The organism is Thermobifida fusca NBRC 14071 = JCM 3263 (assembly GCF_001592045.1).
Lineage (GTDB): Bacteria > Actinomycetota > Actinomycetes > Streptosporangiales > Streptosporangiaceae > Thermobifida > Thermobifida fusca.
The window spans coordinates 52,126-76,934 of the sequence record NZ_BCWB01000039.1 but is presented as its reverse complement, the minus strand read 5'-3'; the positions used below and the strand labels follow the sequence as shown (position 1 = coordinate 76,934).

Below are 24,809 nucleotides of genomic sequence, written 5' to 3'. Positions count from 1 at the left end.
TTGGTAACAAACCCCGTGAGGTCACCTTGGGACGCCATCGCGGAAGCAACGCAGACGACTACGCCCTCGATTCTCGCCGCCGCGCGAACCGGCGGCGGCGTCGCCGCGGCACCGGGCGTGCCCTCGCCGCGTTCGCCGCGGCACTCGCTCTCCTCATCGGCCTCGGGGTCACCGGCTACTTCGTGCTGGACGGCCGTTTCGGCTGCACCAGCTCCTCCCGTTCCCTCCACGTCGCCGCGGCTCCAGAGATCGCCCCGGTCCTCACCCGGCTAGCCGAAGACTTCAACGCCAGCGACACCGCTAAAGACCGGTGCGTCACCGTGGAAGTCCGCGGCGCCGACTCGGCCGACGTCGCCTACAGCATCACCGGCGCCGGACCGACCATGGGCGGCACCGACTCCCAGGTGTGGATTCCCGACTCCACCCTGTGGGTCAAAACCGTGCAACGCGACGCGGGAGACGACGACACCATCGTCAGCACCGGCACATCCGTGGCCCGCTCTCCCCTCGTCCTCGTGACCACCAAGGATGCCGTCAGCGACGCCGAATCCGAGGACGCACCGCTGTCCTGGAGCGACCTGGTCCCCACCGAGGCGATCTCCAGCCAGGAGACGGCTCCCTACCAGGTCCACGTGATCGACCCGGTCCACAGCTCCGCCGGGCTCGCCACGCTCGCGCTCGTCAGCAACATGGTCAACCGCGAGGAAGGCGCCCAGACCCGGTTCATCGCCGCCCTGCAGAACCTGCAGAAATCGATCGCCCCCGATGAGGAAGCCGCCTTCACCCTGCTCAGCGAAGCCGCCGACGGGGAAAGCGCAGCGCCCCTGCTGGTCCTCAGCGAACAGGCCGCCTGGCGCCACAGCACCCGCACCGGCTCCACGGTCTACGTCATCTACCCCGAGGACGGCACCTACACCCTGGACTACCCCTACGTGCTGCGCACCAACGACCCCGAAGTGCAACTGGCCGCAGAAGACTTCCGCGCCTTCCTCACCAGCAGGACCGCTCAGGAAGTCATCCGCGCTGACGGATTCCGCTCCGCGGACGACTCCATCGACCCCGCTGTCCTCACCGAGGAGCACGGTTTCCGCCCCGAACACCCCGGTGAACTCCCTGCCCCCGGCGAACAAGCCGCCAAATCCCTCATCCAAGCCTGGAACCAGCTCAAACTCGGCACCCGCCTGCTCACCGTGATCGACATCTCCGGTTCCATGGCCGAACTCGTGCCCGGCACCGGACTCACCCGGATGCAGGTCACCACCATGGCCGCCACGCAAGGCCTCACCTTGTTCCCCGGCAACGCCGAAGTGGGCCTGTGGGAGTTCTCCGTCGACCTTGACGAAGGCCGCGACTACCGGGAACTCGTCCCCATCCGCCCGCTGGACACCGACGTCAACGGCGCCACCCAGCACGAAACGCTGACCGCGGCCCTCGCCCAGTTGGCCCCCAAGCCCGACGGGGACACCGGACTGTACGACACGATCCTGGCCGCCTACCAGGAGCTGACGGAGACCTACGCACCGGACCGCGTCAACACCCTGCTGGTCCTCACCGACGGCAACAACGACGACTACGACAGCATCACCCTGGAAGAACTCCTGAAAGAACTGGGCGAGGCCTACCAGCCGGACCGTCCGGTGAGCATCATCGCCATCTCCTTCGGCCCCGACGTGGACCCCGAACCCCTTGAGCGGATCGCCGAAGTCACCCGCGGCGCCGCCTACACCACAGAGGACCCCACGGAGATCGGCGAGATCTTCCTCAGTGCCTTCGCGCTCCGCATCTCCGGCACCTCGGCCGACGAAGAGGAAGAGTAAACCTGCCGCATTCCCGTATCCGTCCGGTCACTTTCAGCAATTGAAGGTGACCGGACGGATAGACCCTGCTGTCCGGGGAGATACCTTTTCTGGACTTGTCGCACGTATTCGCATACGCAGTGATGTGGTGTGGAATACGTGGACTCACTGAGAGGCGGCCGCCATGGCCAACGCTTGGATGCCCGCAGCAGGACGAGTGACCAGCAGCTTCCGCGGAGGACGCCCCGGAGGCGGCGCACCGCGTGCCGTGTGGTGCGTGAACGAATCCGACCCCGGCCAGTGCTCCGCATCCACAGCCGCACACGACCTTGAGAAAGCCGGCCGTGCCGCGCACTTGGTGTGGAACCCGGTGAACGGCGACGTCGTGCAGCTCCTTCCCGCCACTATGGCCGCGACAGGCCAGCTCACTCCCGACAACCGGATCGACCGGGCCGCGGAAGGACGCGTCTGCATCGTCATCCAGGTCGTCGCCCGCTCCACAACACCGTTCACTGACGGACCGCTCAACGGTCTCGACGCCATCCTCACGTGGCTGGACTCTTGGGGGATTCCCCGGTTCTGGCCGGCGGGCCCTCCCCACCCCGGCACACCCCCCAACCCCGCAGTCCAGGAACACTGGTGGGCCCTCGGCGGACATTTCGGGCACTCCCAGGTTCCCGGCGCCACAGCCGAATGTCCGGGGGCGATCGACGTGAAGCGGCTGCGCGGCGACTGGCTGCCCAGCCCGCGCCACGAACACCCGCAACTGTCACCCGCCGGGCTTCCCCGCCCCTAAGCAGCAGCGTGCCCCGCCTTCGTGTGCTGATCGGACGTTTTCCCGTCTCGCGAGGAGCGGGGCCTTGTGGTCCCGTCAGGGGCGAAGAGCCCTTAGTCTGTCGCCCATGGGTGGATCGATCGAGCCAGGCTGGTACGCAGACCCTGAAGGGGCTCCGGGCCAGCTCCGTTGGTGGAACGGCAGTGAGTGGACACACCACGTCCGCCCGCTGTCCGAGTTCACCTCAGAACAGCACGCCGCCGAAGAATCGGCGGCTACTCAACACACGACCGGGGCGGACCAAGGGGCCTCGTCTGAAGAGACCATTGATCTGAGCGGCGGCGGCCCATCACCCGTTGACGCCACCGTGCGCCTCGACCCCGCGGCCGCCCCCTCCCCGGACAACGACCCCACCGCCGACCTCACCCCGAACTCTCCTGCGGGTGACAGCGCGGACCAGACCACTGTCAACCTCGGGGACTCCCCCGCAGACCAGGCCACCATCAACCTCGGCAACACCCCAAGCCAGGCCGACGCCACGATGCGCCTCGACCCGGCAACGTCCCCCAGCCCTGAACCTGACGCCGACCAGGCCACCATCAACCTCGGGAGCTCCCCCGCAGACCAGGCCACCATCAACCTCGGGGACTCCCCCGCCGACCAGGCCACCATCAACCTCGGCAACACCCCAAGCCAGGCCGACGCCACGATGCGCCTCGACCCCGAGGAAGCGGATGATGCACCCAAGACCGCTGTCCTCGGCTCGGATAACATCCCCAAGACCGCTGTCCTCGGACCTGTAGATGCGCCCAAGACCGCGGTGCTCAACCCGGACGACCCGGCGCTGGCCCAGGAAGCGGTAGGGGACGGCGCTGAGGAGAAAGGCAGCAAGTTCAACAAGCTTCTCGGCAACCTGAAGGAAGGCATCCAGGAGTACCGCGCCGAGCTCGCCGAGGAGCGCAAGAAACGCCAAGAGGAACAGCGCCGCAAGGCAGAAGAGGAGGCCAAGCGGCGTGCCGAGCGAGCTGCCCAGGACGCGGAAGAGCAGAAGAAGCGGGCAGCAGAAGCGCAACGGCACGCAGGGCAGGCCCAGTGGCCCCCGGTCCCTCCCGGGCCAGGGGCTCCTCCCACTCCCGCTGAGGGTTCCGGGGCCGGCTCAGGCCGTACCCCGTCGGGGGCACACCCCAGCCACTCTCCCTCTGGACCGAATCCCGGTTATGCCCCGTCTGGCCCGAACCCGGGCTACGCTCCTTCCGGGCCGAATCCCGGCTATCCGCCGGCCCAGCCCTCTCCCTACCCCGCTTCACCGCAGCAGTACCCCTACGCGCCGTCCACCGGCGCCCAGCACGGAGCAAGGGCTTACCCGCAGTCTCCCCCGGCCCCGCCCCCAGCACCCCCCGGCAAGGGCACCCCGCCGCGGAACGCTCCCAACCCTCCGGCGGTCTCCCCCAGCCAACCGCAGCGCCCTCCCTTGGCCCCCTACGCCCGCGGCACCTCGCCGACCGCGGGGGCACCGGGCACGCCTGGACGGCCTCCGCTTCCAGGGCAGCCCTCGTGGGGCCCCGGCCAGGGCAGCCCCTACCCGGCCCCTCCCCCTGCCCCGCAGAAAAAGAAGGGCGGCTGCTGCGGCTGCGGGTGCATCACCCTCATCCTCATCGTGCTGGTCAGCGGAATCTGCACCTACCTGTGGTTGCAAGAGAACCCGTTGATGGTCGCGATCTTCGGTCCGCCAAGCCTGGTAGGCCTGTGACCCGCGTCCCCGTCCGCGCTTTCCGGTCATACGGGAGCGCGGACGGGCAGTCACACCCGTCATCTGAACACTGGGGAAAAGTTCTAAGCTGTCTCTTATGAACGACAGCCTGGTGTGGATCGACTGTGAGATGACAGGTCTCGATCTGAAGAAAGACGCGTTGATCGAAGTGGCCTGCCTCATCACAGACGGCGAACTCAACCAGCTCGATGAAGGCATCAATGTAGTGATCAAACCGCCGCAGGAAGCCTTGGATCAGATGGGCGAGTTCGTCACCCAGATGCACACCACATCCGGGCTGTTGGCGGAACTCGAGAACGGGGTGACTCTGGCCGAGGCCGAGCAGCTCGTCTTGGACCACATCCGGCGCTACATCCCCGAGCCGAAAAAGGTCCCGCTGTGCGGGAACTCCATTGCGACCGACCGCGCTTTCCTCGCCCGGGACATGCCCCGCGTCGATGAGCACCTGCACTACCGCATGGTGGACGTCTCCAGCGTCAAAGAACTGCTGCGCCGCTGGTATCCCCGGGTGTACTTCGCCAGCCCGGAAAAGCACGGCGGCCACCGGGCGCTGGCCGACATCACCGAAAGCATCCGGGAACTGCGTTACTTCCGCGCGGCCGCGTTCGTGCCCCCGCCTGGACCGGACAGTGCCACGGCCAAGGCCATCGCCGCTGACATCATCGCTGGCGGCAACGGGTTCAACGTGAGTGTGGGAACCCCCACGGAACAGGAGTGAGCAGAGTACTCCAAAAACCAGGTAGTATTCTGCTGAACGCAGATGCCGACCACAGTTCGGCACCGCGCCCATGGTGGGTGTAGCTCAGCTGGCAGAGCACCTGGTTGTGGTCCAGGTTGTCGCGGGTTCAAATCCCGTCACTCACCCTGATCACGCACAGGGCCCGGACTTTCCGCGGAAAGTCCGGGCCCTGTGCGTATCCCCCTTTTTTCCGCTGTCTCAGGCACTGCACTGCCCCGGGCTTTCAGGACTGGGTCCTCCAGCCCGTGCAGCACGCTGCACGGCCCCGTGTCCGCCACATGCGGGCAGCAGCGTCTTTCGGGGCATCGCCAGGACTAGGCGGCTCGGGCCCTGTGCGGCCAGGCGGTCCCTTCCAGTGGCGGAGTGTGCCGCACGTCGGCAAAGGCGTGCCCAGCCGGGAGGCAGCCAGCGTCGGCTTCGCCGTGAGATCTGCTGGTGGCGCGCGCCGTGGTTCCCCCGCGCTCATCCCCGACCAGGCTGTTCGTAGCTCCTCTCGCCTGCTGTTTTCCGGGTACCGTCGCGACCTGGACCAAAGTGTCCGAAGAGGGCCGGTTATCCCCAAGCCTCATTCCAGGACTTGCTTTTTCTCGGTCGCATAACGCACGGTAGAGCTTGGTGTGAATAACGGTTCTTAATCGAATCAGCCTCGGGAGACTGATCCCGCTTCGTTACGATAGTCCCGCGGGGCGTTCGACCACCCCAATACCGACGGCACCCGTAACCACGCGCCTCATTCTCTTGGAGCTTGTACCTTGTCCAGCGGCCGTTCGAGGTCCACAAGCGTCGTGGCCCTGCTCGCCGACATACCGAGCACGGGTCATCTCGGTAATGCTCGAGCGCAACGTTTCTCCCTGGACGGCGACGATCTCGCCACCCAAACCGGCGAATTCCTCGATTTCGCCTTCCACCACGTCAACCAGGGCAGAAAAGTCGTTGCGCTCTACCCGCGCTGGCGCAGCGGCCGCGCCGAACGCGCGATCAGGTTCGCCCGAGGCGCGCTACGCACCGACCACATCGCCGCGGTCCCCTTGGACGTCTCCCCGCTCGCGCTGTCGCTCCTCGCTGACCAACTGGCCTACCTCGCCCCCTACCTGCCTTCCGGGCTCATTGCGGAACTAGGCGACACCCTCGCCGCCCACGTTCTCGCCGGAGGCTGGCTGCGCAGCGTAGCTAATCTCTCGACTATTCCCATCACTGTCAAACAGCACATGGGGTCCTTTGCTCCAGGAGTGGTCTTCCTAGCCTTCTGCGCCCCCGTCAAACGCGTAGGCCGCGTCAAGAAGGCCAACCCCGAGCAGAATATTCCGTTCCGGCCGCTCAACCCGACGCAAATCCTTGTTTCCGCAGGAAGGGACGCTGACCGAACCGCGTTTGAGCAGCAGTTCCTTCCCGTGATCGGTGCGACAGCAGTCCACGAAATGCCAGAACAGCCGCTCGGCCCCACCTATTGGGGTACCACGAAATACGTGGAATTCGTGGTTTTCAGCGCCCACCAGGACGCGTTGACGCACCCGGTGCGGACCCTGCGCTCTACCGCCTGCGGCTGGTGCCGGGAACGAGTCGTCAGCTCCTACTGCCGATTCTGCGGCGCGGTCAACCGGACCCCGGCGCGACGGCCCACCGCCGCACCCCATGCCCACATGCGTCCGCAGACACCGCCGCCGGCACCCGCCGGCCCACGGATTCCCGGCCCGCCCCCTCCGACCGGTCCGCACCTCCCCGGCCCCGGGACAGGCCACCACGCCCCGATCGGGCCCCCTACTGGACCGAGCCCACCGGTCCGCCCGGAAACCACCGGCCGCCATCCCCACTCCGCACCGCCGACTCCCCCGTCCCCCGGCTCACTTCCCGAGTACCGTCCGGCGCGGTGACGCGCCTGCGACCACTCCTGCCCTCCTGCCCACACCGACTGGCCAGAACTAGAAACGGAGCGTCATGAACCCCCGTCAACGACGCGGCGTTCTGCTCATGATCGTCGCCGCATTCGGCGCGATCGCCGTGTTCCTCACGATCGTCTCGTACGTCAACACGCTCAACCGGGAACTCGGCACCTACCGGACGGTTCTTCGGCTCACCCAGGACGTCGACCCCTACCAGCCGATCACCGAAGACATGGTCGAACCCTACGAGGTTCCCGCCAAATTCTTCGACGAAGACCTCTTCCTGTCCGACCTGGCCAGCGCAGACGAGGCCCTCAGCCAGCCCGGCAGTGAACCCGTCTCCGCCACCTTCCTGCATGCCGGCACACTACTGCAGAAAAGCATGGTGATCCCAGCGCCCGCCCTGGAGAACGGAGAGCGCGAAATCGCGATCATGATCAACGCGGAGACCGGTGTGGCCGGCAAGGTGTCCCGCCAGTCCCGCGTCGACGTCTACGCCTCCTTCCAAGCCAACGAACAGTCCCCCGCCTGCGCTATCCGAGTGCTGACCAACGTGGAAGTCCTCGACGTCGGTGACATCGGCTCCCAGATCGACGCGCAGACCGGCGGAACCAACACGGTCGTCCCTGTCACGTTCCGGTTGACCCCCCAGCAAGCCCTGCAGCTCACCTACGCGGAATCCTTCGCCTCCAAGGTCCGGCTGGCTCTGGTCAGCGCACGCGGAGCGGGCACTCCAGGAGACATGGAGTTCTGCTCTGACGACCAGCTCGCTGCCCTCGAACAGCAGCGCAACGACGACGAGCAGAACCCCACCGGCCCGGCTGGCAACTAATAGCGCGCACCACCCAGCCCCGACCGCTCCAGAGGTGAGAACGGATGAACGCCTACCAGGTCATGATCGGTGTTCCCAGCGACGACCTGGAGAACGCCCTTCTCGCACGGCTCGCGGAGATCAGCGACATTGAAGTGGTGAGCGTCTACCGCTCCTCCCACGACATCACGGACGCGCTCACCCACTTCCCCTCACTCGACGTCGTCCTGATCCACGAGGACCTCGGTCCCCTGCCGGTGCTCGACCTCATCCGTGACATCTCCCGCAACCGTCCCCAACTCGCGGTCATCCTCGTCTCCGACGAGATGTCCCCCGACCTCTTCACCAGCGCGGTCGAGGCGGGGGCGCGCGGCCTGCTGCACAGCGACGCCACAATCGAAGAACTCGAAACCCGTGTCTCCAGCGCAGCCGAATGGTCCCGGACCCTGCGCCGCCACCTGGAAGCAGCGTCCCTGGACCTTCCTATCGGGGGGCGGCGCGGCCGGATCATCAGCCTGACCGGCGCCAAAGGCGGGGTGGGCACCACCACGACAGCGATCCACCTCGCCCGGATCGCGGCCAGGAACGGCCAGGCGGTCTGCCTCGTCGACCTCGACCTCCAGTCCGGCGACATCCCCGGCTACTACGACCTCAAACACCGTCGCAGCATCGTCGACCTCGTTGACGCCGCCGACGACATCAGCGCCGCGATGCTCGCCGAAACCGTCTACGTGCACCCCGACGGCCCTCACATCCTGCTCGCCCCCGTCCACGGCGAAAACGGGGAAGACGTCACCGCGCACGCCGCCCGGCAGATCCTCGGCGCCCTGCGATCCCGCTACGACATGGTGATCGTGGACTGCGGCTCCGCTGTCGACGACGCCACCGCGGTGGCCGTGGAACTGTCCGACACCGCGCTCATCCTCATCACTCCCGACCTTCCGGCCCTCCGCGCCGCGCAGCGGCTCATCGCGATGTGGGAACGGCTCCAAGTCCGCGACCCCAAGAACGTGACTTCGCTGCTCGTCCGGCACAGCCGTAAAAACGAGATCCAACCCGAGTTCGCTCGCAAACTGCTGCGCGCTCCCATGCTGCGCACAGTCATCCCCGCCGCCTACCGGGCTTTGGAAGAAGCGTCCAACACCGGCGACCCTTCCCGACTCACTGACGAGAGCCTGCTCAAAGCGTTCGGGAAGATCGCCAGAGAACTGGGCCTCCTGGAATCCGCTGAAGAGTCCGCTGCGGAGCCTCCCACCGGGGTCACGAGCACCGCGGATGCCGCCGAAGCGATGCTGGCCCGCAGCCGTCAATTCCACGGCCGCAGCGACACCGGCGCCTCCATGGTGGAATTCGCCGCGCTCATCCCGCTTCTCGGTCTCGCGTTCCTGCTCACCTGGCAGCTCGTGCTGATCGGTCTGACGGGAATGTACGCCGCGCACGCGGCCAACGAAGGCGCCCGCCAAGCAGCGATCACCCCGGACGACCCGGAGCTGATCCTGGAGGAGGCCACGCGGCGGGTGCGTTCCCCCTGGGACGAGGAGGGAACTTTCCATCTCGAGCGGATCACCGTGGAAGGCCGGGAATATGTCGAAGTGACGATCGCTATGCCGATGGTCCTGCCCGGGCTGGACAGCCCGTGGGAGATCAGCAGCCGTTCCATGGTCTTTCCGGAAAGGTGACCCCGGTGCTCCTGCCCTCCCGTTTCCGCCGCCCCCGCCGTGACGACCGCGGCTCCCAGCTCGTGGAGTTCGCCGTCTACCTGCCGCTGTTCCTCTTGGTGGCGACCGTAGTGTTCGAAGTGTTCGCCCTGTTCGTTGCCGTGGAGCAGGCGGAGAACGCGGCGCGGATCGGCGCCCGGGCGGTAGAACGCACCGGGCTGATCAGCGGGGCAACGGAAGCCCGGCAGGCGCTCCCCGACTGGATGGACGACGCCAAGATCCGCACCGGCCGCACCGACGACCGCGGTGTCTACGCCGAAGTGGAGTTCAGCATCCCCGTGGTCTTCCCCATCGGGGGTCTCGAATACACCGTGGTCCGCCGCGTGGACATGGCTTTCTAACGTTCCCGCACCGCCCGTTCTGCACAGGTACGACTCATGGCTCTGAAAGACCGGCTCAACGAAGGCCGCCTCTCCGCCCAGCACTCGGACCGGGGCAGCGTCGCCCACTGGCGAAAACGTCTGCTCTCCGAGATCAACCTCGACGACCTGGCCATGCTCAGCATGGAGCAGCGCCGCATCCGCTTGGAGAAGGTCGTCGGGCACCTGCTCTCCCGGGAAGGCCCTGTGCTCTCCGACCGGGAGCGCGCCAACATGATCCGCCGGGTCGTGGACGAGGCCCTGGGGCTCGGAGTGCTCGAACCGTTGCTCGCCGACGAGAGCATCACCGAGATCATGGTCAACGGCCCGGACAACATCTTCATAGAACGCAACGGCCGGGTCCAGCGGATCGAGACCACATTCGCCAGCGAAGAACAGCTCTACCAGACCATCGACCGCATCGTTTCCACGGTCAACCGCCGTGTCGACGAATCCAGCCCTATGGTTGACGCACGCCTCCCCACCGGGGAACGCGTCAACGTGATCATTCCGCCGCTGTCGCTGTCGGGGCCGATCGTCACCATCCGTCGCTTCCCCAAGCCGTTCACCATTGAACAGCTCATCTCTATGGGCAGCCTTGACGAAGCGACCGGCATCCTGCTGGCCTCCATGATCCGCGCCCGGTTCAACGTGATCATCTCGGGGGGTACCGGCACCGGAAAAACCACGTTCCTCAACGCACTCTCCGCGTTCGTGCCCTCCCACGAACGCATCATCACCATCGAAGACTCCGCGGAACTCCAGCTCCAGCAGGAGCACGTGCTGCGCCTGGAAGCACGTCCCCCCAACATCGAAGGCCAAGGAGCCGTCACCATCCGCGACCTCGTCCGCAACTCGCTGCGTATGCGACCGGACCGCATCATCGTCGGCGAGGTCCGCGGCGCGGAAACCCTCGACATGCTGCAGGCGATGAACACCGGTCACGACGGGTCCCTAGCCACCGTGCACGCCAACTCCGCGGACGACGCCGTGCACCGCCTCCTGACCCTGGCGTCCATGAGCGAAGTCAAGATCCCCTTCGAGGCGTTGCGCGACCAGATCAACGCGGCCATCGACGTGATCGTGCACCTGTCCCGCTACCCGGACGGCTCACGGCGGGTCGCCGAAGTGTCGGTGGTGGCCTCCCGAAGGCACGAGGAATTCCGGTTGGAACCGCTCCTGAGATTCCACGCGGACCGCTACGAAGCCCAGCGCCGAGTCACCGGAGAATTCCACCACTTCCCGCTGCCCCGGCACATCGCCGAACGGCTCTACACCGCTGGGGAAAGCATCCCGGCCACCTTCGGGATCCGCCGCCCCGCCGACCACGGCTCCCCCTTCTCCGGAGGCGCACTGTGAACCACTATCCCCTGCTCATCCTGCTCATCACGATCATCACGCTGGTCATCGCGGTGTGGGGTGTCGTCGTCTTCCTGGACGGGGTGGCGCAGCGCCGCATGCTGGCAGCACGCAGCGTGCTCGCCGAAGTGGAGCGGCGCGCCAACAGCCCGATGGCCCGCCTCGACGTTCGGCTGCGCCGCACCGAGCTGGGCCGCCAGATCCGAACCCGCCTGGACCGGGCAGGCGTGCAGATGAAGGTCTCCTCCTTCGCCCTGCTGGTGGCGGCCTGCGCTGTCGCCGCGATCGTCATCGTCTGGCACGTCCTCGCTCCGCTTTTGGGCTTGTGTGCCGCCGCCCTCGTGGGCTACCTGTTCCTCGCCTATCTCAACCGGCAGGAAGAGAAACGCCGGGAAGCGTTCACCGCGCAGCTTCCCGAACTCGCCCGGGTGCTGTCCAACGCCACCCAAGCGGGTCTCGCGCTCCCCACCGCGATCGACATGGCTGCCGACGAACTCGCCGACCCGGCCGGAGCAGAGCTACGGCACGTCGCGGAGTCGATCAAAGTCGGCCAACCCTTTGAAGAAGCCCTCAACGATTTGAGGAAGCGCATGCCGTCCCGGGAGATCGGGGTGCTGATCTCCACTTTGCTGGTGTCGGCTCGGTCCGGTGGTGCTCTCGTCACTGCGCTCCGCAACATCTCCGAAACCCTGGAGAACCGCAAGGAGACCCGGCGCGAGGTCCGCACCATCCTCAGCGAGACCACCAGTACAGCGTGGACGCTGCTCCTCATGGGCGTGGGCTCGCTGTTCCTGCTCAACGCGCTCATGCCCGGCACTGTCGCCCGAATGACGGAAAGCTTCGCCGGCCTCGTTGTCCTGGGGGCCGCCCTGACCCTCTTCACCATCGGGTTCGTAGTGATCCGCCGCATGTCCCGTATCGACTTCTAAGCTCGCCCCCACCCACACACGGAGCCCGACCCCATGTCCATCGCGCTGACCCCCTCGACAAGCCTGCTGCTAGGCCTCTCCGGTGCGCTCTGCGTGGTCTTGTTCACGTGGGGTTTCCATTTGATGACCCGGACAAGCGAGGTCACGAGCGACTTCATCACCGCAGCGCCGAAAAAGAAGAAGTCCGACGAAACCTTCATCCTGCACCGCATCACCGAACTGATCGGACGGCCGTTCGCCACCACACTCCTGGAATGGCTCGGTGAAGAACAGCAGGCGAAAATCCAGGCGCGGATCGATGCGGCTGGCCGCCCCGAAGGCCTCACTGTACGCCGCTATGCGCAACGCAAAGCCGGTGAAGTGCTGCTCTACGGCACCCTCGCTGTTTTCCTGTTCCTTCAAGGCTCGACCACTCTGGCCCTCGTCGTCCTGGCCTTCGGCACGCTCACCGACCTCTCGCTCTACTCCGAGAAGCGCAAACGCCAGGAAGAGATTCAAAAGCAGCTGCCCGATTTCCTGGACGTCCTTGCCGTCACGGTGAGTGCCGGGCTCTCGTTCCGTCAAGCTCTGGCCCGCGTGGCTGACGCCATGCCGGGGGTGCTGGCTTCGGAGTTCCAACTGGCGCTGCGCCAGATGGAACTCGGCACCAGTAGGCGGGACGCTTTCGCCGCACTGCGGGAACGCAACTCCAACGAGGCCCTGGGCCGTTTCATCACCGCGCTGCAGCAGGCTGAAGAGCTGGGAGCCCCACTCTCCCAGACCCTGCACGCGCTCAGCACCGACATGCGCCGCGAAGACGCCCAATTCCTGCGGCGCAAAGCGCAGCATCTCAACCCCAGAGTCACCGCGGTAACCGCCGCCACCATGCTGCCTGGTCTGCTGCTCATCATCGGCGGTGGCATGCTCCTCGGCTCTGAAGTAGACCTCTCCGCCATCTTCGGGTGATGCCATGGGCACCGCAGCAGATCAGAAAGAAACCCCACGGGAACGGTTAGCCGCGCTCGCTCGGCTCCTCATCCAACTGCGGTTCCTCCTCACCGGCGTCGCTCTGCTGCTCCTCCCCCCGCAGCAGATCTCCGCTGGTGTTGCCCTCGCCCTGATCAGCTACGCGGTATTGTCCTGGCTCCTGTCCCGCTACTGGGGGCGGTTTTCCGCCCACGTCGTGCGCTACCCGGTGCTGACCGTCGCCGACATTCTGGTCTCTTCAGCGATCCTGGCCATGTCCGGCCTGTCGGGAGCCTTCTTCCTCGCCACCGTGCTCACCAGCGCCACCGCAGGGGTGCTCTACGGGGTCCGGGGTGTGGCGGGAATCTCTGCACTGCAGATCCTCGGCTATCTCGCCGCCTTGTTCACCTACCTGGGCGGCTTGTCCACGCCAACGGTGACGCTGTGGGTCACCGTCCAGGCCATCGTCATCCAGCCGCTGCTCTATCCGACCGCTGGATACATCGGGCTGCGGCTCCGCGGCCTGTTCGAAGAGCTGGCCGCGGAGCAAGAGCGGCGTCGCGCAGCTGAACGCGCCGCCGCAGCAGCAGAAGAGCGCGCCCGGCTAGCTCGGGACATGCACGATTCGGTGGCGAAAACCCTGCACGGCGCCGCACTCGCTGCCCAAGCCCTCCCGGTGTGGTTGCGCAAGGATCCGGAACGCGCCGAGGCCACCGCGGCCCAGGTGGTGAAAGCCGCAGAGACCGCGGCGCGCGAAGCCCGGCAACTCATCTCCGACCTGCGTGAGGAAACTTCCGACACTCCGATCGCAGACCAGATAGCCGAAGTGTTGCGGGAGTGGTCTGCTCGGACCGGGGTGCGCACCCAGCTGCGATCTTGCGACTCTCCCCTGCCGTTGATGGTGACTGCACGTCATGAAGCCATTGCGATACTGCGGGAGGCGCTCACGAACGTCCACCGGCACGCCCACGCTGCCACCGTCACCGTGGAGCTGACCGCTGAGGCAAGCCACCTGGTCATGACGATCCACGACGACGGTCAGGGTTTCGACCCCGAGGTGCCCGCCCCTGGCCACTACGGGCTGGTTGGGATGCAGGAACGCGCGATCCGCGCGGGAGGTCACCTCGTCATCGACTCAACCCCAGGAGAAGGGACCACCCTCACCGTGAGACTCCCGCTGGCGCCGTCCTGCGAGAACAGCGACCTGTCCCAGTAACCCCTTTTGGAGGAGGTCCTCGTCATGTCCCCGATCACCGTTCTCACGGTGGACGACAACATTGTCGTGCGTGCAGGCCTGGTCGCTCTGCTGGAGGCCTCCGACGACATTCAGGTGGTCGGCGAGGCGAGCGACGGCGCCGAGGCTGTGACGAAAGCCCAAGAGCTCCGGCCCGACGTCGTCCTGCTCGACGTGCGCATGCCGGTACGCGACGGGGTCAGCGTGGTGGAAGAACTCGCCGAGTTCACCAAAGTCGTCATGCTCACCCACACCGAAGACCCGCAGGTGATCCAGACGTCGCTGCGCCGCGGCGCCTCCGGCTATCTCGTGCACGGCAACTTCACGCTAGACGAGTTGAACCGGGCACTGCGTGAAGTAGTGCACGGCACTGGGAGTCCGCTCTCCCCAGTGGCTGCGACGGCTTTGGTCTCCTCGCTGCGTGCCGCTCCCCCTACTCCGGTCCCAGTCGCCCCTGCGGCGTTAGGCCTCACCGAACGGGAAGCTGAAGTGCTTGAAGCAGCGGCGCGTGGTCTGTCCAATGCTGAGATCGCGAAAGAACTCTTCCTTTCCGAAAAAACCGTGAAAAACCACATCAACCGAATTTTTCGGAAGTTGGGGGTGCGTACCCGAGCAGCGGCGATCGCCCGGTGGAACGGCCATGCAGGTCCCAGACCTTGACGCGCGGACCTGGGCCTTCTTGGGACCTGATATTTAGGCCCGCGGGCTCTAGGCACCCAATGGCCCACTCTCTACATTAGTGACCGTCAACAACAGCCCCAAGGAACGTCCGACAAAGGAGTTCCCACAGTGACGCCGATCCTTTCTCTCTACGTCAAGGCCCGGATGGCCTTTGCCAACCACCTCAACCTCATGAAGCGGCGCGATGATCGAGGCGCCGGATTCGTGGAGTACGCGGGTGTCCTCGTCCTGGTGGCCGCGATCGCGACCCTTCTGATCACCAACAACCCCATCGGCAACGCGGTCCAGACGGCTGTCAACAAAGCGCTAGATCAAATCTTTGGTACGGGCAGCGGCACTGCAACCCCGGCTGAACCACCCCTCCCTCAGTAGTTCTCCGCAGTTCCATGAGGCTCACTCTCAAGTCTCCATCGGCCGATGAGCAAGGGCAGGCGAGCCTGCTCTTGCTCATCGGCATGATGTTGTCTCTGTTAGCGCTAATGCTGCTCTTTATCCGCCTCGGCGATGCTCATCAGTTACGTAGTCGAGCCCAGACTGCAGCGGATGCTGCAGCGCTAGCCGCAGTTACGGTCGCGCGAGACAACGCCGCTGCGATGCTAGCCAGGCGGCAGATCCCGTATTACCGACTCTACGATCCCGCACGTGGCCGAGCCCAAGCGGAGAAATATGCTCAAAAGAACGGAGCAATCCTGGAAGACATCCGGGCCAGTGACAACCATATGGGCCAGGTCGGCAACTTTGTCCGGGTCGAGATCCGCGGTGCGAACTGCCGCAAGGAGCTTTTAGAGGATCGAAGCAGGGGCTGGTCAGACTCCGTCTGTGACGGGACCGAACCAGAGGACGAGGAAGGGCTTGTCCATATCGGCAACGCTGCAGCCATCGCGGAAATGGTCATTCCCGACTGCAACTACGTCTTCGGAGCCAGCCACCAGATCATCGGCGTCTCCTGTGAAGGACAGATGATCCAGAGCGAGCAGCACGCCCGTCAGCTCATTGACATCCGCCTTGTATCCAAGGAAGGACAGTATCTCTACAAGCCTTTCGGTGTAGCCGACTCGGATGATGAGGAAGATGAAGATCCTCAGCCTTAAGGATCTTCATCTTGCCTCTTCATCCTCGATAGTTTTCCGTACCCATCATTCGCATAGTCCCGATCCCCGGCATCGTTGGATAATCTAATCATCTGATCAATCGTTCTGCCCTTGATTGGAAGGCCGTCCCGTGAACCGACTGATCGCTACGTCTGGTTTCCTCCGCGCATCCTGCCTTCTACTGGCAGCGGCGCTGAGCACGGTTCTGCTTTCTTCCTGTGTCTCCAGCCCGGACAGCTCGACCAATCCTGAGCAGAGCACAGGAGATGTTGAATCCGACGGAGGAAGCGACACTTCCGGCAACGGGGACGGCCGCTCTCCCATCGCTACTGCACTCGCCAACGCGGCAGTGGGAGGAAGAAATCTCCGCTTCGACATCTATTCTCTGGAACGGCATAGCCCAGAGATTTTAGTGTTGAATCTAGGCATCACCAACATCGGTCGGGAGAATACGTATATATTCTATACACTCGCCGAGTTTGGTGACCCCAATACAGAACCCACCACTCCTAACGGGGTTTCTCTCATCGATATGCAAAACAATAAGCGGCACATGCCGCTTAAGCTGACTGATGGGAAAACCTGCCATTGCTCTGACTGGTCGGGACAAAAGGATCTTTCTCCTGGAGAGAGCATCGATATCTGGGCAGCCTACCCTGCTCCCCCCGAAGATGTTGAACTCATGACGGTAATGACCCCCGTTACCCCAGATTTTCTAGATATTCCTATTACCGAAGCGGCGTCTCCCGATCCTGATATTGTGAACACGCCCGTTGCCGAACCGCGGATTCTCGACTTCTGGGCATTCCAGGACGACATTGACGGAAGTAGCTCTCGAAGCGAGACGGGCGATACGACCAGCATCATGCTGTCCTCGGATGTGCTCTTTGATCTGAATGAGTCCACTCTGACTGATGCTGCTGATGAGACGCTACGGGCTGTTGCCGAAGAGATCGACGCCTCTTCCACCACCACCGTAAAAATCGATGGTCACACCGATAACACGGGAAACGATGCCATTAACAACCCTCTTTCTCTGGATCGCGCCAAGGCAGTGGAGAAGAGACTCAAAGAGCTCATCACCCGGGATGGCATCACCTTTGAAGTGGCTGGACATGGCTCTGCTGACCCAGTCGCCGACAATGGAACCGAAGAGGGACGGGCGAAAAACCGGCGCGTCACCATCACTTTCTCCAAATAGTGAGGAAACCGTGAAGAAACTGTCCAGAACACGCTCTCTGTCTCTCCTGGCTACCGGTTTACTCACCACCGCTCTAGTGCTAGCTATGCCTTCCGCTCACGCCCAGGACTCTATAGAGACTGCTCCTTCTTCAGAAAGTCTTCCCTCTATTGGTTCAACAACAGCCACACACTCAGCGTGGGAAGGCGCCCGCATCGAAATCAATGAACTCAAACGATCTGCCACAGGTCAGTACACCTCGCTCGTATGGACGCTTTACAACAACAGCAAAACAGAAATCTGGCTCCACGAATTCAAAAATTCTGTCTACTCCTATCCTTCAGGAGCCTCTGGCAACGGACTGGTTCTCATTGATGAAGAACGGGGAATTAGATTCAATACATATATTGACTCAGAGAAGGGATGTCTCTGCGCTGGCGCAGACCACACTGTTGCTTCCTTTGTTCTGCGAACAGATCCGGGAGGAAGAAGCACCTACTGGGCCTCTTATCAAATCCCTGAAGAAACCAAAAAAGTCACTATCGAAATCCCCGGTTTCCATCCGGTCAAAGACGTTCCTATTAGCTGATTTCCGCTGAATCCTGCTGCTAAAGGAGCTCTCCGGTGGTGAGATCACCTGCCACTCCTCCCCGTTCCTCGGCCAGAGACGACCGCGGCTCCTCCTTCGTGGAGATGGGGGTGGTCACCCTGGTCGCGGTGGGGGTCATCACCGCTGTCCTCCAATCCCCGGTCGGGGAAGTGCTCCACGACAACGTTCGCGAAATGGTCTGTCTCGTTGACGGACCCGAGTGCGGGGGTGAGACGTGGACGGAGATCCAGCGGCCGGAAGAACCCGAAGAGTACGTCTTCACCTTCCCCATCGGCTACTACAACGGCCCCGTCATCGGTGAAGGAGACGCCCGGGTCGCTATCGAATGGGCCCTGTCCAAACAGGGTCTGCCGTATGTGTGGGGCGGCACCGGGCCGCACGGATACGACTGTTCCGGGCTGGTTCAAGGAGCCTGGCGAGCCGCAGGCGTACAAATCCCCCGGACCACCTGGGAACAGCGGGCTGCTCTACCGCCGGTGAGCAGAGACCAGCTTCAACCGGGTGACCTGATCTTCTTCCACACCATGAGCAACTACCCACCCCCGACCCACGTCGGCATGTACATTGGCGACGGCAAAATGGTGCACGCTGGAAACCCGGTCAACGTCACCCAGGTATTCGGCAACCCTTACTGGGAGTCCCGCTGGGTGAGCGCAGCACGGGTCCCCCAGCGGTCCGGGTGATCATGCCTCTTCTCAGGCTTCTCGGTACGCCGCGCCCACTATCCGGTTTGTGTGGCGCGTTTCCTGCAACAGCCCACCCGCACGGTCAGGGACGGTGATGTTCTCCCTTCAGCGCCGCACCGCTGTTGCCGCTGCCGCGGTGCTGCTCATCTCTGGGACCGGGTGTGTTTCTTCCAGCGCCCCGGCTGCAGCACCCTCCAGCGAGCCCCTTTCCGCCGAGGCGCAGCTCGTCCGTGAGCTGGGCTGCACTAGCTGTTCGCCCGACGTTCACACGGTTTCTGGGCTGACCTACCAGGACACGCCCGTGCGTGCGCTGATCGCCGCAGCAGAACTGGAGCCGCACCCGGTGACCGGGGCAACCCACACCACTCGGATCTTCCTGCTAGACGAGGACGACGAACTCGTCGCCAGCAACCTGAACGAACCCCCCACCGGGTTCGTCCCACTGCCTCCCGCTGACTTCGACGACAGTTGGACTATCGCAGAAGACGGCACGTTCCTGCTGCTGACCAAATACCGCGGGGTGGCCGGGCTCCAGCAGATCTCCTGGATGCGCCCCGACCTTCCGGAAAGCGTCACCCAGTTCAGCCTCACCGGCCCGCTCACCGCTGGACAGCGCGACGTGGAAACCGCGGACCTCGACGGTGACGGATCCGTAGAAATCGTGGGCTATCTCGGAGATGACAACCCTGATTGGGCTGAAAGATACGTGAAATTCTTCCACCGGTTCGACCCGGACAGCGGAGCCTACTATCCGTGGCGCTGTGCTGAAAGCACTGACGGAGGCGTCACCTATCCGGAGCCGGTGCCCATGCACGAGGCCCCCTGCTACGAATTCAGCAGTGGAGAGCTGCCTTGGGAAGCAGAGGGGTAGTTCACCGCCCCACCCCTCTGCAGCGTCAGCCGGGCGGGTTTCCCGCATCTTGCGGAGCAACCTGTTCAGTGGCGGCCCAGAATGTCGATGGTGTAGATGACGGTCTCTTCTTCAGGGATGCCGATCTCCGGGTTTCCTCTGCTGCCGAAGGCGAGCTGCGGTGGGACCACGACAAGGATCCGACTCCCGGTGGGAGTGCCGGGAAGAGCCTCATCTAATCCGGGGATGAGCTGGCCGATACCGACGGTGTAGGCGCTGGGACGGCCGTTCCACTCCCACGTGCTGTCGAACACTTCGCCGCTGTGCCAGGCCACTCCCGCGAACTGGATCACCACCCGGTCGCCTTCCTGGACCGGATCACCTTCACCTTCGATCAAGGTGATTTTCTCCAGTTGTTCCGGGGGAGGGGTAGTCGGCGATACGACCCGCGGATGCCGGTGGTTGGAGACGTCGATTCCCAGTGGCGGCTCGGTGGTTTCCTCCTGCTCTCCGGGAACTGTTTCGCCTGCCACATAGTGGTCGACGACGTCGATGACATAAGCGGTGGCCGCTGCAGTCTCCTGGCCTGCCGACGGATCCTCCGGCAGGGACAGCACGGTCCGGCTGCCTTGCTCCCATCCTGGTCCGGCATCGTCGAAAAGTTCGCCTGCACCGAGGTCGTCGACGGTGAGCAGCACGTCCGCCCCGTCCGAGAAGTTGGAGAAGACCGGTTCGCCGACCCCCTGGGAGCCGTTCCACACGTACTGCGCCATCCGCACCACGAGCAGCGCATCCTTGCCTGCTGGCAGTCCTTTGCCGGGCAGGATGGTCTGGTATTGCGGTTCTGCGGGGAGCGGCCCAGTGAACACGACGCGGGGCTCGCTCCCGAAATCCCCGGTTACTTCCGGGAGTTCACCGCCCTCCCCGGCACAGGCCGTGGCCAGCAGCAGCGCGGAGAGCGGCAACAGGAGGGCTGAGCGGAAGACACCACGAGCGGCCACGGGGCCTCCCCTCATGTGCGGAACGCCTCGGCGCGCAGGTAGACCCGGGCAGTGTCGTCGTCCATCGGCAAGACCACGGCTTCGATGTCGGCTCCGGTGGACTGGATGACGGCAGAGCATCCCCAGACGGGTTCGTTGGCGGCTGCAAGGTCGGATTCGGGGATACGCAACGTTTCTGCCTGTTCGTCGCTCACTCCTCGCGCTTGGATCAGGTAGTTGCCGACCTGTTCGCAGAGCTGGTCAGCTGCGGCTCGCGGGCCGCCGAAGGAGACCCAGTAGACCGGGCTTCCCCGGTCGTCGAGTTCCACCGTGATCTCCGGGTTTTCGGCTCCGTCAGGCAGATGCACTCCGGAGAACTCGTGGAACGCCTCCGCGGAGGCCTCCGGGGTACTGGTCGGGCTCTGCTCCACCTGCCCTCCCCTGTCCGTTGCTCCGCTGCCCTCGTCACTTCCGCAGGCGGTGGCGGCGAGCACGACGCAGGCGGCAAGCGTCGCCTGCAGGACCGTGCGTTTCATCAGAAGGTTCCTTCCCGAATCTCTTCCTGGGACTGCCCGTAGGCCAGGTACTCCCGGGCAATCCCGACCCGGTGCATCTCAGCCAAAGTCTCGTCGCTCACGGTAAAGGGTCCGATCTGGGTGCTTTTTCCGCCATCCCAGTTGTACTGGTCGCGGATATTGACCCGGGTCCTGCTCTCGTAACGCCATTCACCGCCGGGTTCACTCGGAGGATAGACGGTGATCTGTCCTGTGACGTTGTACTGGATTCCCCCCAGCGCAAAGAACCAGTCTCGCGAGTACGAGGGGGAGATGTAGAAACCTGTCCACGCGGTGTTGACAGGAAAAGTGACGGGACCGTCAACCCCTTCGGCTTGGGCCTGGGCGATAGCGGTAGCCGCGAGGTTCTCTAGCGTGGTGTCGACCTCATCACGGAATTGTGGGACGTCATTCAGCATCTGGTCCACGTCCTGTTCCAAGGGTTCGCCGCTGTTGCTAAGGAAATGCAGCAGGTTGCGGGAGGCGTTCGGCCACTTTCCGGCCATCGCATTGGCGGCGCTCTCCGCCAGTGCGCGCATCAAGCGCGCCTTTGCTTGGCTGGCGAGGGAGTCTTCCGACCCCCATTCCCCGGCTCCTTCATCGACTGGCTCCCAGGCGGGAGGCTCAGGGACCGGGGCCTGTTCGCCCGGTACTGGGTCGCCTAAACCGCTGGGCTGGTGGGGGGAAGGCCCGCAGGTGCCTGTGGTTTCCTCTGGACTGCCGTTGCGCCGCTCGCGGTCGTTGTCCGCCCTCCGGGCGTCCCGAGCCGTGTCCCGGCGGTCGTGGTCTACCCCCAGTCCGCCGGGGGCGCAGTCCTGTGGCGGGGAATCCTGGAGCGGGGTGATGCCCGCGCCGGGACCGTTGGCTTGAACCGTTGAGTAGAGCGGCGCCTCACTTCCGGACGTCGTGTGTCCCGCTGTCTCGGTCTCGCAGTCCGCTGAATCAAGGATCCGGCACACTGCCCCGGTTGCTCCGTCGCGGACCGTGGCCGCAATTCCTCCCCACGCAAAAAAGAGCACGGTGGCAATCACCGCGATCAGCGCCACGACCCCGCCGTACTCTACATATCCAGCGCCGGTGTCCTCTTGCGGAGGCGGCGGTCTCAAGCGCACGGTGCGATCACCTCGCGTTATCGGAACGGCCCAATCCTGCCTGCGGCACAGGTTCGTGGAACGGCGAGATCGTAGGCAGGAAAATGGTCGGGCAGCTAGAGCCCCAGGCATCAATTCCTTCCCGGCTGGTCCTAAGTAATTCCCGGGGATCCCGAGGGCGGCTAGGACCGAGGGCCCAACTCTTACGGCCACTGCAGATCTGTGCTTCAACGATCGGAATGCGTAAAATGCGAGCGCGTTCCCTTAACTAAGGTTCGCGGCCGTGAGCCGCGGTGGCAGAAAGCGCTGCACCGTGCCTCCTGCTTTTTCATCCCGACCGGAGCCAGCCGACGGCCACCGGTACGCCCACGCCCGCCAGCATCCCGCGGATGTGCCGCGCCCGGGAACGTCCGCGGATCTGACTTCTGAGTCGCTGCTGCGCCCTGTGCGGCGTCCGCCCCGCGAAGGGTGGCGGCGTGCCTTGTTCACCGTGAGCCGGGGCCTCATCAATCCGGGTGAGTCCCGGGCGGAGCGGCACCGCCGGGAGTTGTGCGCCCTTGTGCGCGGTCCTGCGGTGAGCGACCACCACCGGATCGTCGTACTCAGCATGAAGGGCGGGGTCGGCAAGACCACGACAGCGGTCGGACTCGGTGCTGTGCTCGCTGAAGAGCGTGGTGACCGGGTGATCGCGGTGGATGCTGCCCCCCATGGGGGCACGCTGCTGGACCGGCTGCCCACTCCCCTGCGCCCGCAGCGCCATGCCCGTGACCTGCTGGCTCGCCGGGAAACCGTGAAAAGGTACTCGGATGTGCGCGCTTTTACGGGGCAGGCGCCGTCCCGGTTGGAGTTTCTCGCTTCGGGGACTGATCCGGAGGGGTATCCGGCTCTGAGCGACGGCGACTACCGTCATCTCGCCCGGATTGTGGAGCGCTTCTACTCCATCTGCATCACCGACTGCGGCACTGGCATGCTGCATCCCGCGATGCGGGCGATTTTGGACCTGGCCGACCAGGTCATCGTGGTCTGCCCCACTTCGGTGGACGGGGCACGTTCCGCCTTGGCCACGGTGGACTGGTTGGAAACCAACGGGTATGCGGCGCTTGCCCGCTCCTGTGTCACCGTGCTGTCCCGGGTGGCGAAGTCCCCCAGTATCGACCTCGACCAGTTGGAGCGGCATTTTTCGGACCGCTGCCGGCGTGTGCTGCGCATCCCCGAGGACCCCCATTTGGAGGAGGGCGGGCCGGTTGACCTTGCCCGGCTGCGTCCCGCCACCCACCTGGCCTATCTGGAATTGGCTGCTGAGGTTGCCGCGGTCTTCCGCTGACCGCTCCCCGGGCGGTGGGCCTGCGGGCCCACGGGAAATTAGGGCCTGGGCTGCTATCCGCCCCGGTGCACTGTTTCCTACAGTGCGCTGCCATGTGCTGCTGGCCTCGAAGTGACCGCGGTGGCGCTTTTGTCGAATACGTCGCCGTTCTGGTGCTTGTCTGCGCCGCCGTGGCCGTCGTGGTGGCGTTCGTGCTCCCCCAGCCGGTCGCTGACGGAGCTGCCCGTGCTGTCTGCGTGATCCTGCAGCTCGATGACTGTGACGGACTGTCCGGGAGTGTCGAGGAGGCTGCTGACGCCGAGTACGAACCCGAGCGCTGCCTGCTCAGTCGGCAGACGGACATTGCGGGATACCAGGTTGAGGTGGTGATCACCTTCGGCACCCAGTTCTCGTTCATCCAAGAGTCGTTCTCCACCGGGGAAACCCATGTGACGCTGGTGGACACCGAGAAACTGGAGGCTTCGCTGGGGGCGGGCGCCAGTCTCAACGTGACGAAAGCGTTCCAGCTCGGCGCGGAGATCAACGTGGGGGCCGGTTTGAGCCTGCCTAACGGCAGCACCTGGGTGTTCAGCAGCCCGGAAGAGGCCGCACAGTTCATGGACGACCTGCGGACCCGGCAGCGGATCGACTTCACCAGAAGCGTCAGCCCGCTCGCCGGGTGGGTGGCTGAGTTGGTGTGGGGTCCTGACATTCCCGAGCCGGACATTGTGCGGGAGGGGTGGGAAGGCGAGCTCGGTGTGGACAGCTCCGCCGGGGCTGGTTTCGGCAACGAACGCCAGAAGGGCGGAGACGGAGGCCACGGTGGCGTTGAGGAGTGGGGGATCAACCCGAAGCTCCAAGTGGAGGGCGCGATCGGGGTGACGGCGGCGCTCAGCCAGTCCACGGACCGACGGGATGGCAGTGTCTCCACCACGTATTCGCTCGGCGGTACGGCGAGCATCGGCGCGGACTGGGTGGTCGGTGGCTGGACACCGAGCGGGGAGCGCTCAGGCACCTTGACGGTCACGAGAGACCGCGCGGGGCAGATCACGCAGCTCACGCTGACCCAGGTCGCGGCGAGCGGGGACCGGGTCACGGTGACCACTACCGAGCTGGCAGTGGAGACCGCGGCGGAGCGCGCCATGGCCGAGGAGTGGATGGGCTGGCTCGCCTACGGCCGGGTGCTTCCGCTGACGTGGGATGCTCTGGCCCCCACCGAGCTGGCGGACGATGCGGGTCCGTTCGAACGGTGGCTTTTCACCGAGGGGCGCACGTCGCGGGTGCATTACGGCAGCTCCGACAACATCCACGAGGTGAGCGGCAGCGTCAAGCTCGGGGTGAGCCTGGGGTTGGGCGGCACGTGGGGTGACGAATCGTTGCACGTCACCGGCGCCGAATATCTGGGCGCTCCCACGGACGGCGTCCGCTCCTATATCCCCTACGAAGCCTGTTCCTGAAGGAGATGTG

General features: G+C 64.7%; 24 protein-coding genes and 1 tRNA gene. 22 read left to right on the top strand and 3 right to left on the bottom strand.

Annotated features, from left to right (window positions below; all coding sequences use genetic code 11):
* Positions 1–26: 26 nt before the first annotated feature.
* From TF1_RS09555 to TF1_RS09465, 20 genes are all read left to right on the top strand, one after another.
* Entirely contained in the window at positions 27–1,817 is a 1,791-nt protein-coding gene (locus TF1_RS09555; protein ID WP_061783821.1) for a VWA domain-containing protein, read from the top strand.
* Positions 1,818–2,073: 256 nt separating this feature from the next.
* The gene (locus tag TF1_RS09550) at positions 2,074–2,592 is read left to right on the top strand and encodes a hypothetical protein (RefSeq protein WP_227480912.1); all 519 of its coding nucleotides are present in this window, start codon (positions 2,074–2,076) and stop codon (positions 2,590–2,592) included.
* 106 nt (positions 2,593–2,698) lie between these two features.
* Positions 2,699–4,321, top strand: coding sequence for a DUF2510 domain-containing protein (locus tag TF1_RS09545; RefSeq protein ID WP_061783820.1), 1,623 nt, complete (start codon positions 2,699–2,701; stop codon positions 4,319–4,321).
* Positions 4,322–4,418: 97 nt separating this feature from the next.
* Complete coding sequence (gene orn, locus TF1_RS09540; protein ID WP_011292692.1) at positions 4,419–5,060, top strand: oligoribonuclease; 642 nt, start codon at positions 4,419–4,421, stop codon at positions 5,058–5,060.
* Positions 5,061–5,133: 73 nt separating this feature from the next.
* Positions 5,134–5,206: transfer RNA gene (locus TF1_RS09535), tRNA-His, on the top strand.
* Between the two features lie 660 nt (positions 5,207–5,866).
* Entirely contained in the window at positions 5,867–6,952 is a 1,086-nt protein-coding gene (locus TF1_RS09530) for a hypothetical protein (protein WP_011292693.1), read from the top strand.
* A gap of 64 nt (positions 6,953–7,016) precedes the next feature.
* Positions 7,017–7,793, top strand: a complete 777-nt coding sequence (gene cpaB / locus TF1_RS09525) for a Flp pilus assembly protein CpaB (RefSeq protein ID WP_011292694.1) — start codon at positions 7,017–7,019, stop codon at positions 7,791–7,793.
* 44 nt (positions 7,794–7,837) lie between these two features.
* On the top strand, positions 7,838–9,451 hold the full coding sequence (locus TF1_RS09520; RefSeq protein WP_011292695.1) for an AAA family ATPase: 1,614 nt from the start codon (positions 7,838–7,840) through the stop codon (positions 9,449–9,451).
* A gap of 5 nt (positions 9,452–9,456) precedes the next feature.
* Positions 9,457–9,831 (top strand): TadE family protein, encoded by a 375-nt coding sequence (locus tag TF1_RS09515; RefSeq protein WP_011292696.1) that lies wholly within the window; start codon positions 9,457–9,459, stop codon positions 9,829–9,831.
* 36 nt (positions 9,832–9,867) lie between these two features.
* Positions 9,868–11,208, top strand: a complete 1,341-nt coding sequence (locus TF1_RS09510; RefSeq protein WP_011292697.1) for a CpaF family protein — start codon at positions 9,868–9,870, stop codon at positions 11,206–11,208.
* The gene (locus tag TF1_RS09505) at positions 11,205–12,137 is read left to right on the top strand and encodes a type II secretion system F family protein (protein WP_011292698.1); all 933 of its coding nucleotides are present in this window, start codon (positions 11,205–11,207) and stop codon (positions 12,135–12,137) included. Before TF1_RS09510 ends, TF1_RS09505 begins: the two co-directional genes overlap by 4 nt.
* A 33-nt stretch (positions 12,138–12,170) precedes the next feature.
* Complete coding sequence (locus tag TF1_RS09500; RefSeq protein ID WP_016189055.1) at positions 12,171–13,082, top strand: type II secretion system F family protein; 912 nt, start codon at positions 12,171–12,173, stop codon at positions 13,080–13,082.
* 4 nt (positions 13,083–13,086) lie between these two features.
* The gene (locus TF1_RS09495) at positions 13,087–14,298 is read left to right on the top strand and encodes a sensor histidine kinase (RefSeq protein ID WP_011292700.1); all 1,212 of its coding nucleotides are present in this window, start codon (positions 13,087–13,089) and stop codon (positions 14,296–14,298) included.
* 24 nt (positions 14,299–14,322) lie between these two features.
* The gene (locus tag TF1_RS09490) at positions 14,323–14,976 is read left to right on the top strand and encodes a response regulator (protein WP_011292701.1); all 654 of its coding nucleotides are present in this window, start codon (positions 14,323–14,325) and stop codon (positions 14,974–14,976) included.
* 129 nt (positions 14,977–15,105) lie between these two features.
* Positions 15,106–15,369 carry a hypothetical protein gene (locus TF1_RS09485; protein ID WP_011292702.1) on the top strand — a complete coding sequence of 88 codons (264 nt, stop codon included), beginning with the start codon at positions 15,106–15,108 and terminating at the stop codon, positions 15,367–15,369.
* Between the two features lie 14 nt (positions 15,370–15,383).
* Positions 15,384–16,088, top strand: a complete 705-nt coding sequence (locus TF1_RS09480) for a pilus assembly protein TadG-related protein (RefSeq protein WP_011292703.1) — start codon at positions 15,384–15,386, stop codon at positions 16,086–16,088.
* A gap of 130 nt (positions 16,089–16,218) precedes the next feature.
* The gene (locus TF1_RS16495; RefSeq protein ID WP_255266162.1) at positions 16,219–17,289 is read left to right on the top strand and encodes an OmpA family protein; all 1,071 of its coding nucleotides are present in this window, start codon (positions 16,219–16,221) and stop codon (positions 17,287–17,289) included.
* The gene (locus tag TF1_RS16150; protein WP_156482498.1) at positions 17,204–17,857 is read left to right on the top strand and encodes a hypothetical protein; all 654 of its coding nucleotides are present in this window, start codon (positions 17,204–17,206) and stop codon (positions 17,855–17,857) included. Before TF1_RS16495 ends, TF1_RS16150 begins: the two co-directional genes overlap by 86 nt.
* A 35-nt stretch (positions 17,858–17,892) precedes the next feature.
* Positions 17,893–18,561, top strand: coding sequence for a C40 family peptidase (locus TF1_RS09470; protein ID WP_011292706.1), 669 nt, complete (start codon positions 17,893–17,895; stop codon positions 18,559–18,561).
* Positions 18,562–18,658: 97 nt separating this feature from the next.
* On the top strand, positions 18,659–19,435 hold the full coding sequence (locus TF1_RS09465; protein ID WP_011292707.1) for a hypothetical protein: 777 nt from the start codon (positions 18,659–18,661) through the stop codon (positions 19,433–19,435).
* Between the two features lie 65 nt (positions 19,436–19,500).
* Here the strand turns inward: TF1_RS09465 and TF1_RS09460 are convergent, their stop codons facing one another.
* Genes TF1_RS09460 through TF1_RS09450 form a run of 3 tightly spaced genes read right to left on the bottom strand, consistent with a single transcriptional unit; the run spans position 19,501 to position 22,060 of the window.
* Positions 19,501–20,415, bottom strand: coding sequence for an FKBP-type peptidyl-prolyl cis-trans isomerase (locus TF1_RS09460; protein WP_155983551.1), 915 nt, complete (start codon positions 20,413–20,415; stop codon positions 19,501–19,503).
* An 11-nt stretch (positions 20,416–20,426) separates the two neighbouring features.
* Positions 20,427–20,930, bottom strand: a complete 504-nt coding sequence (locus TF1_RS09455; protein ID WP_011292709.1) for a hypothetical protein — start codon at positions 20,928–20,930, stop codon at positions 20,427–20,429.
* Complete coding sequence (locus tag TF1_RS09450) at positions 20,930–22,060, bottom strand: hypothetical protein (RefSeq protein WP_146088122.1); 1,131 nt, start codon at positions 22,058–22,060, stop codon at positions 20,930–20,932. The genes TF1_RS09455 and TF1_RS09450 overlap by 1 nt, the downstream gene beginning before the upstream one ends.
* 469 nt (positions 22,061–22,529) lie before the next feature.
* Here TF1_RS09450 and TF1_RS09445 point away from each other — a divergent pair, with 469 nt between their 5' ends.
* Positions 22,530–23,363 carry a MinD/ParA family ATP-binding protein gene (locus TF1_RS09445; RefSeq protein WP_255266164.1) on the top strand — a complete coding sequence of 278 codons (834 nt, stop codon included), beginning with the start codon at positions 22,530–22,532 and terminating at the stop codon, positions 23,361–23,363.
* A 152-nt stretch (positions 23,364–23,515) separates the two neighbouring features.
* Positions 23,516–24,799: a hypothetical protein gene (locus TF1_RS09440; protein WP_041428142.1), complete on the top strand. Its 1,284-nt coding sequence runs from the start codon at positions 23,516–23,518 to the stop codon at positions 24,797–24,799.
* The last annotated feature ends 10 nt before the right edge of the window (positions 24,800–24,809 follow it).

Bases quoted from the DNA above. Each gene is read 5' to 3' on its own strand.
- TF1_RS09495 (WP_011292700.1), top strand. From the start codon at position 13,087: ATGGGCACCGCAGCAGATCAGAAAGAAACCCCACGGGAACGGTTAGCC.
- TF1_RS09545 (WP_061783820.1), top strand. From the start codon at position 2,699: ATGGGTGGATCGATCGAGCCAGGCTGGTACGCAGACCCTGAAGGGGCT.
- TF1_RS09490 (WP_011292701.1), top strand. From the start codon at position 14,323: ATGTCCCCGATCACCGTTCTCACGGTGGACGACAACATTGTCGTGCGT.
- TF1_RS09455 (WP_011292709.1), bottom strand. From the start codon at position 20,930: ATGAAACGCACGGTCCTGCAGGCGACGCTTGCCGCCTGCGTCGTGCTC.
- TF1_RS09465 (WP_011292707.1), top strand. From the start codon at position 18,659: ATGTTCTCCCTTCAGCGCCGCACCGCTGTTGCCGCTGCCGCGGTGCTG.
- TF1_RS09500 (WP_016189055.1), top strand. From the start codon at position 12,171: ATGTCCATCGCGCTGACCCCCTCGACAAGCCTGCTGCTAGGCCTCTCC.
- TF1_RS09520 (WP_011292695.1), top strand. From the start codon at position 7,838: ATGAACGCCTACCAGGTCATGATCGGTGTTCCCAGCGACGACCTGGAG.
- TF1_RS16150 (WP_156482498.1), top strand. From the start codon at position 17,204: ATGGCTCTGCTGACCCAGTCGCCGACAATGGAACCGAAGAGGGACGGG.
- orn (WP_011292692.1), top strand. From the start codon at position 4,419: ATGAACGACAGCCTGGTGTGGATCGACTGTGAGATGACAGGTCTCGAT.
- cpaB (WP_011292694.1), top strand. From the start codon at position 7,017: ATGAACCCCCGTCAACGACGCGGCGTTCTGCTCATGATCGTCGCCGCA.
- TF1_RS09510 (WP_011292697.1), top strand. From the start codon at position 9,868: ATGGCTCTGAAAGACCGGCTCAACGAAGGCCGCCTCTCCGCCCAGCAC.
- TF1_RS09480 (WP_011292703.1), top strand. From the start codon at position 15,384: ATGAGGCTCACTCTCAAGTCTCCATCGGCCGATGAGCAAGGGCAGGCG.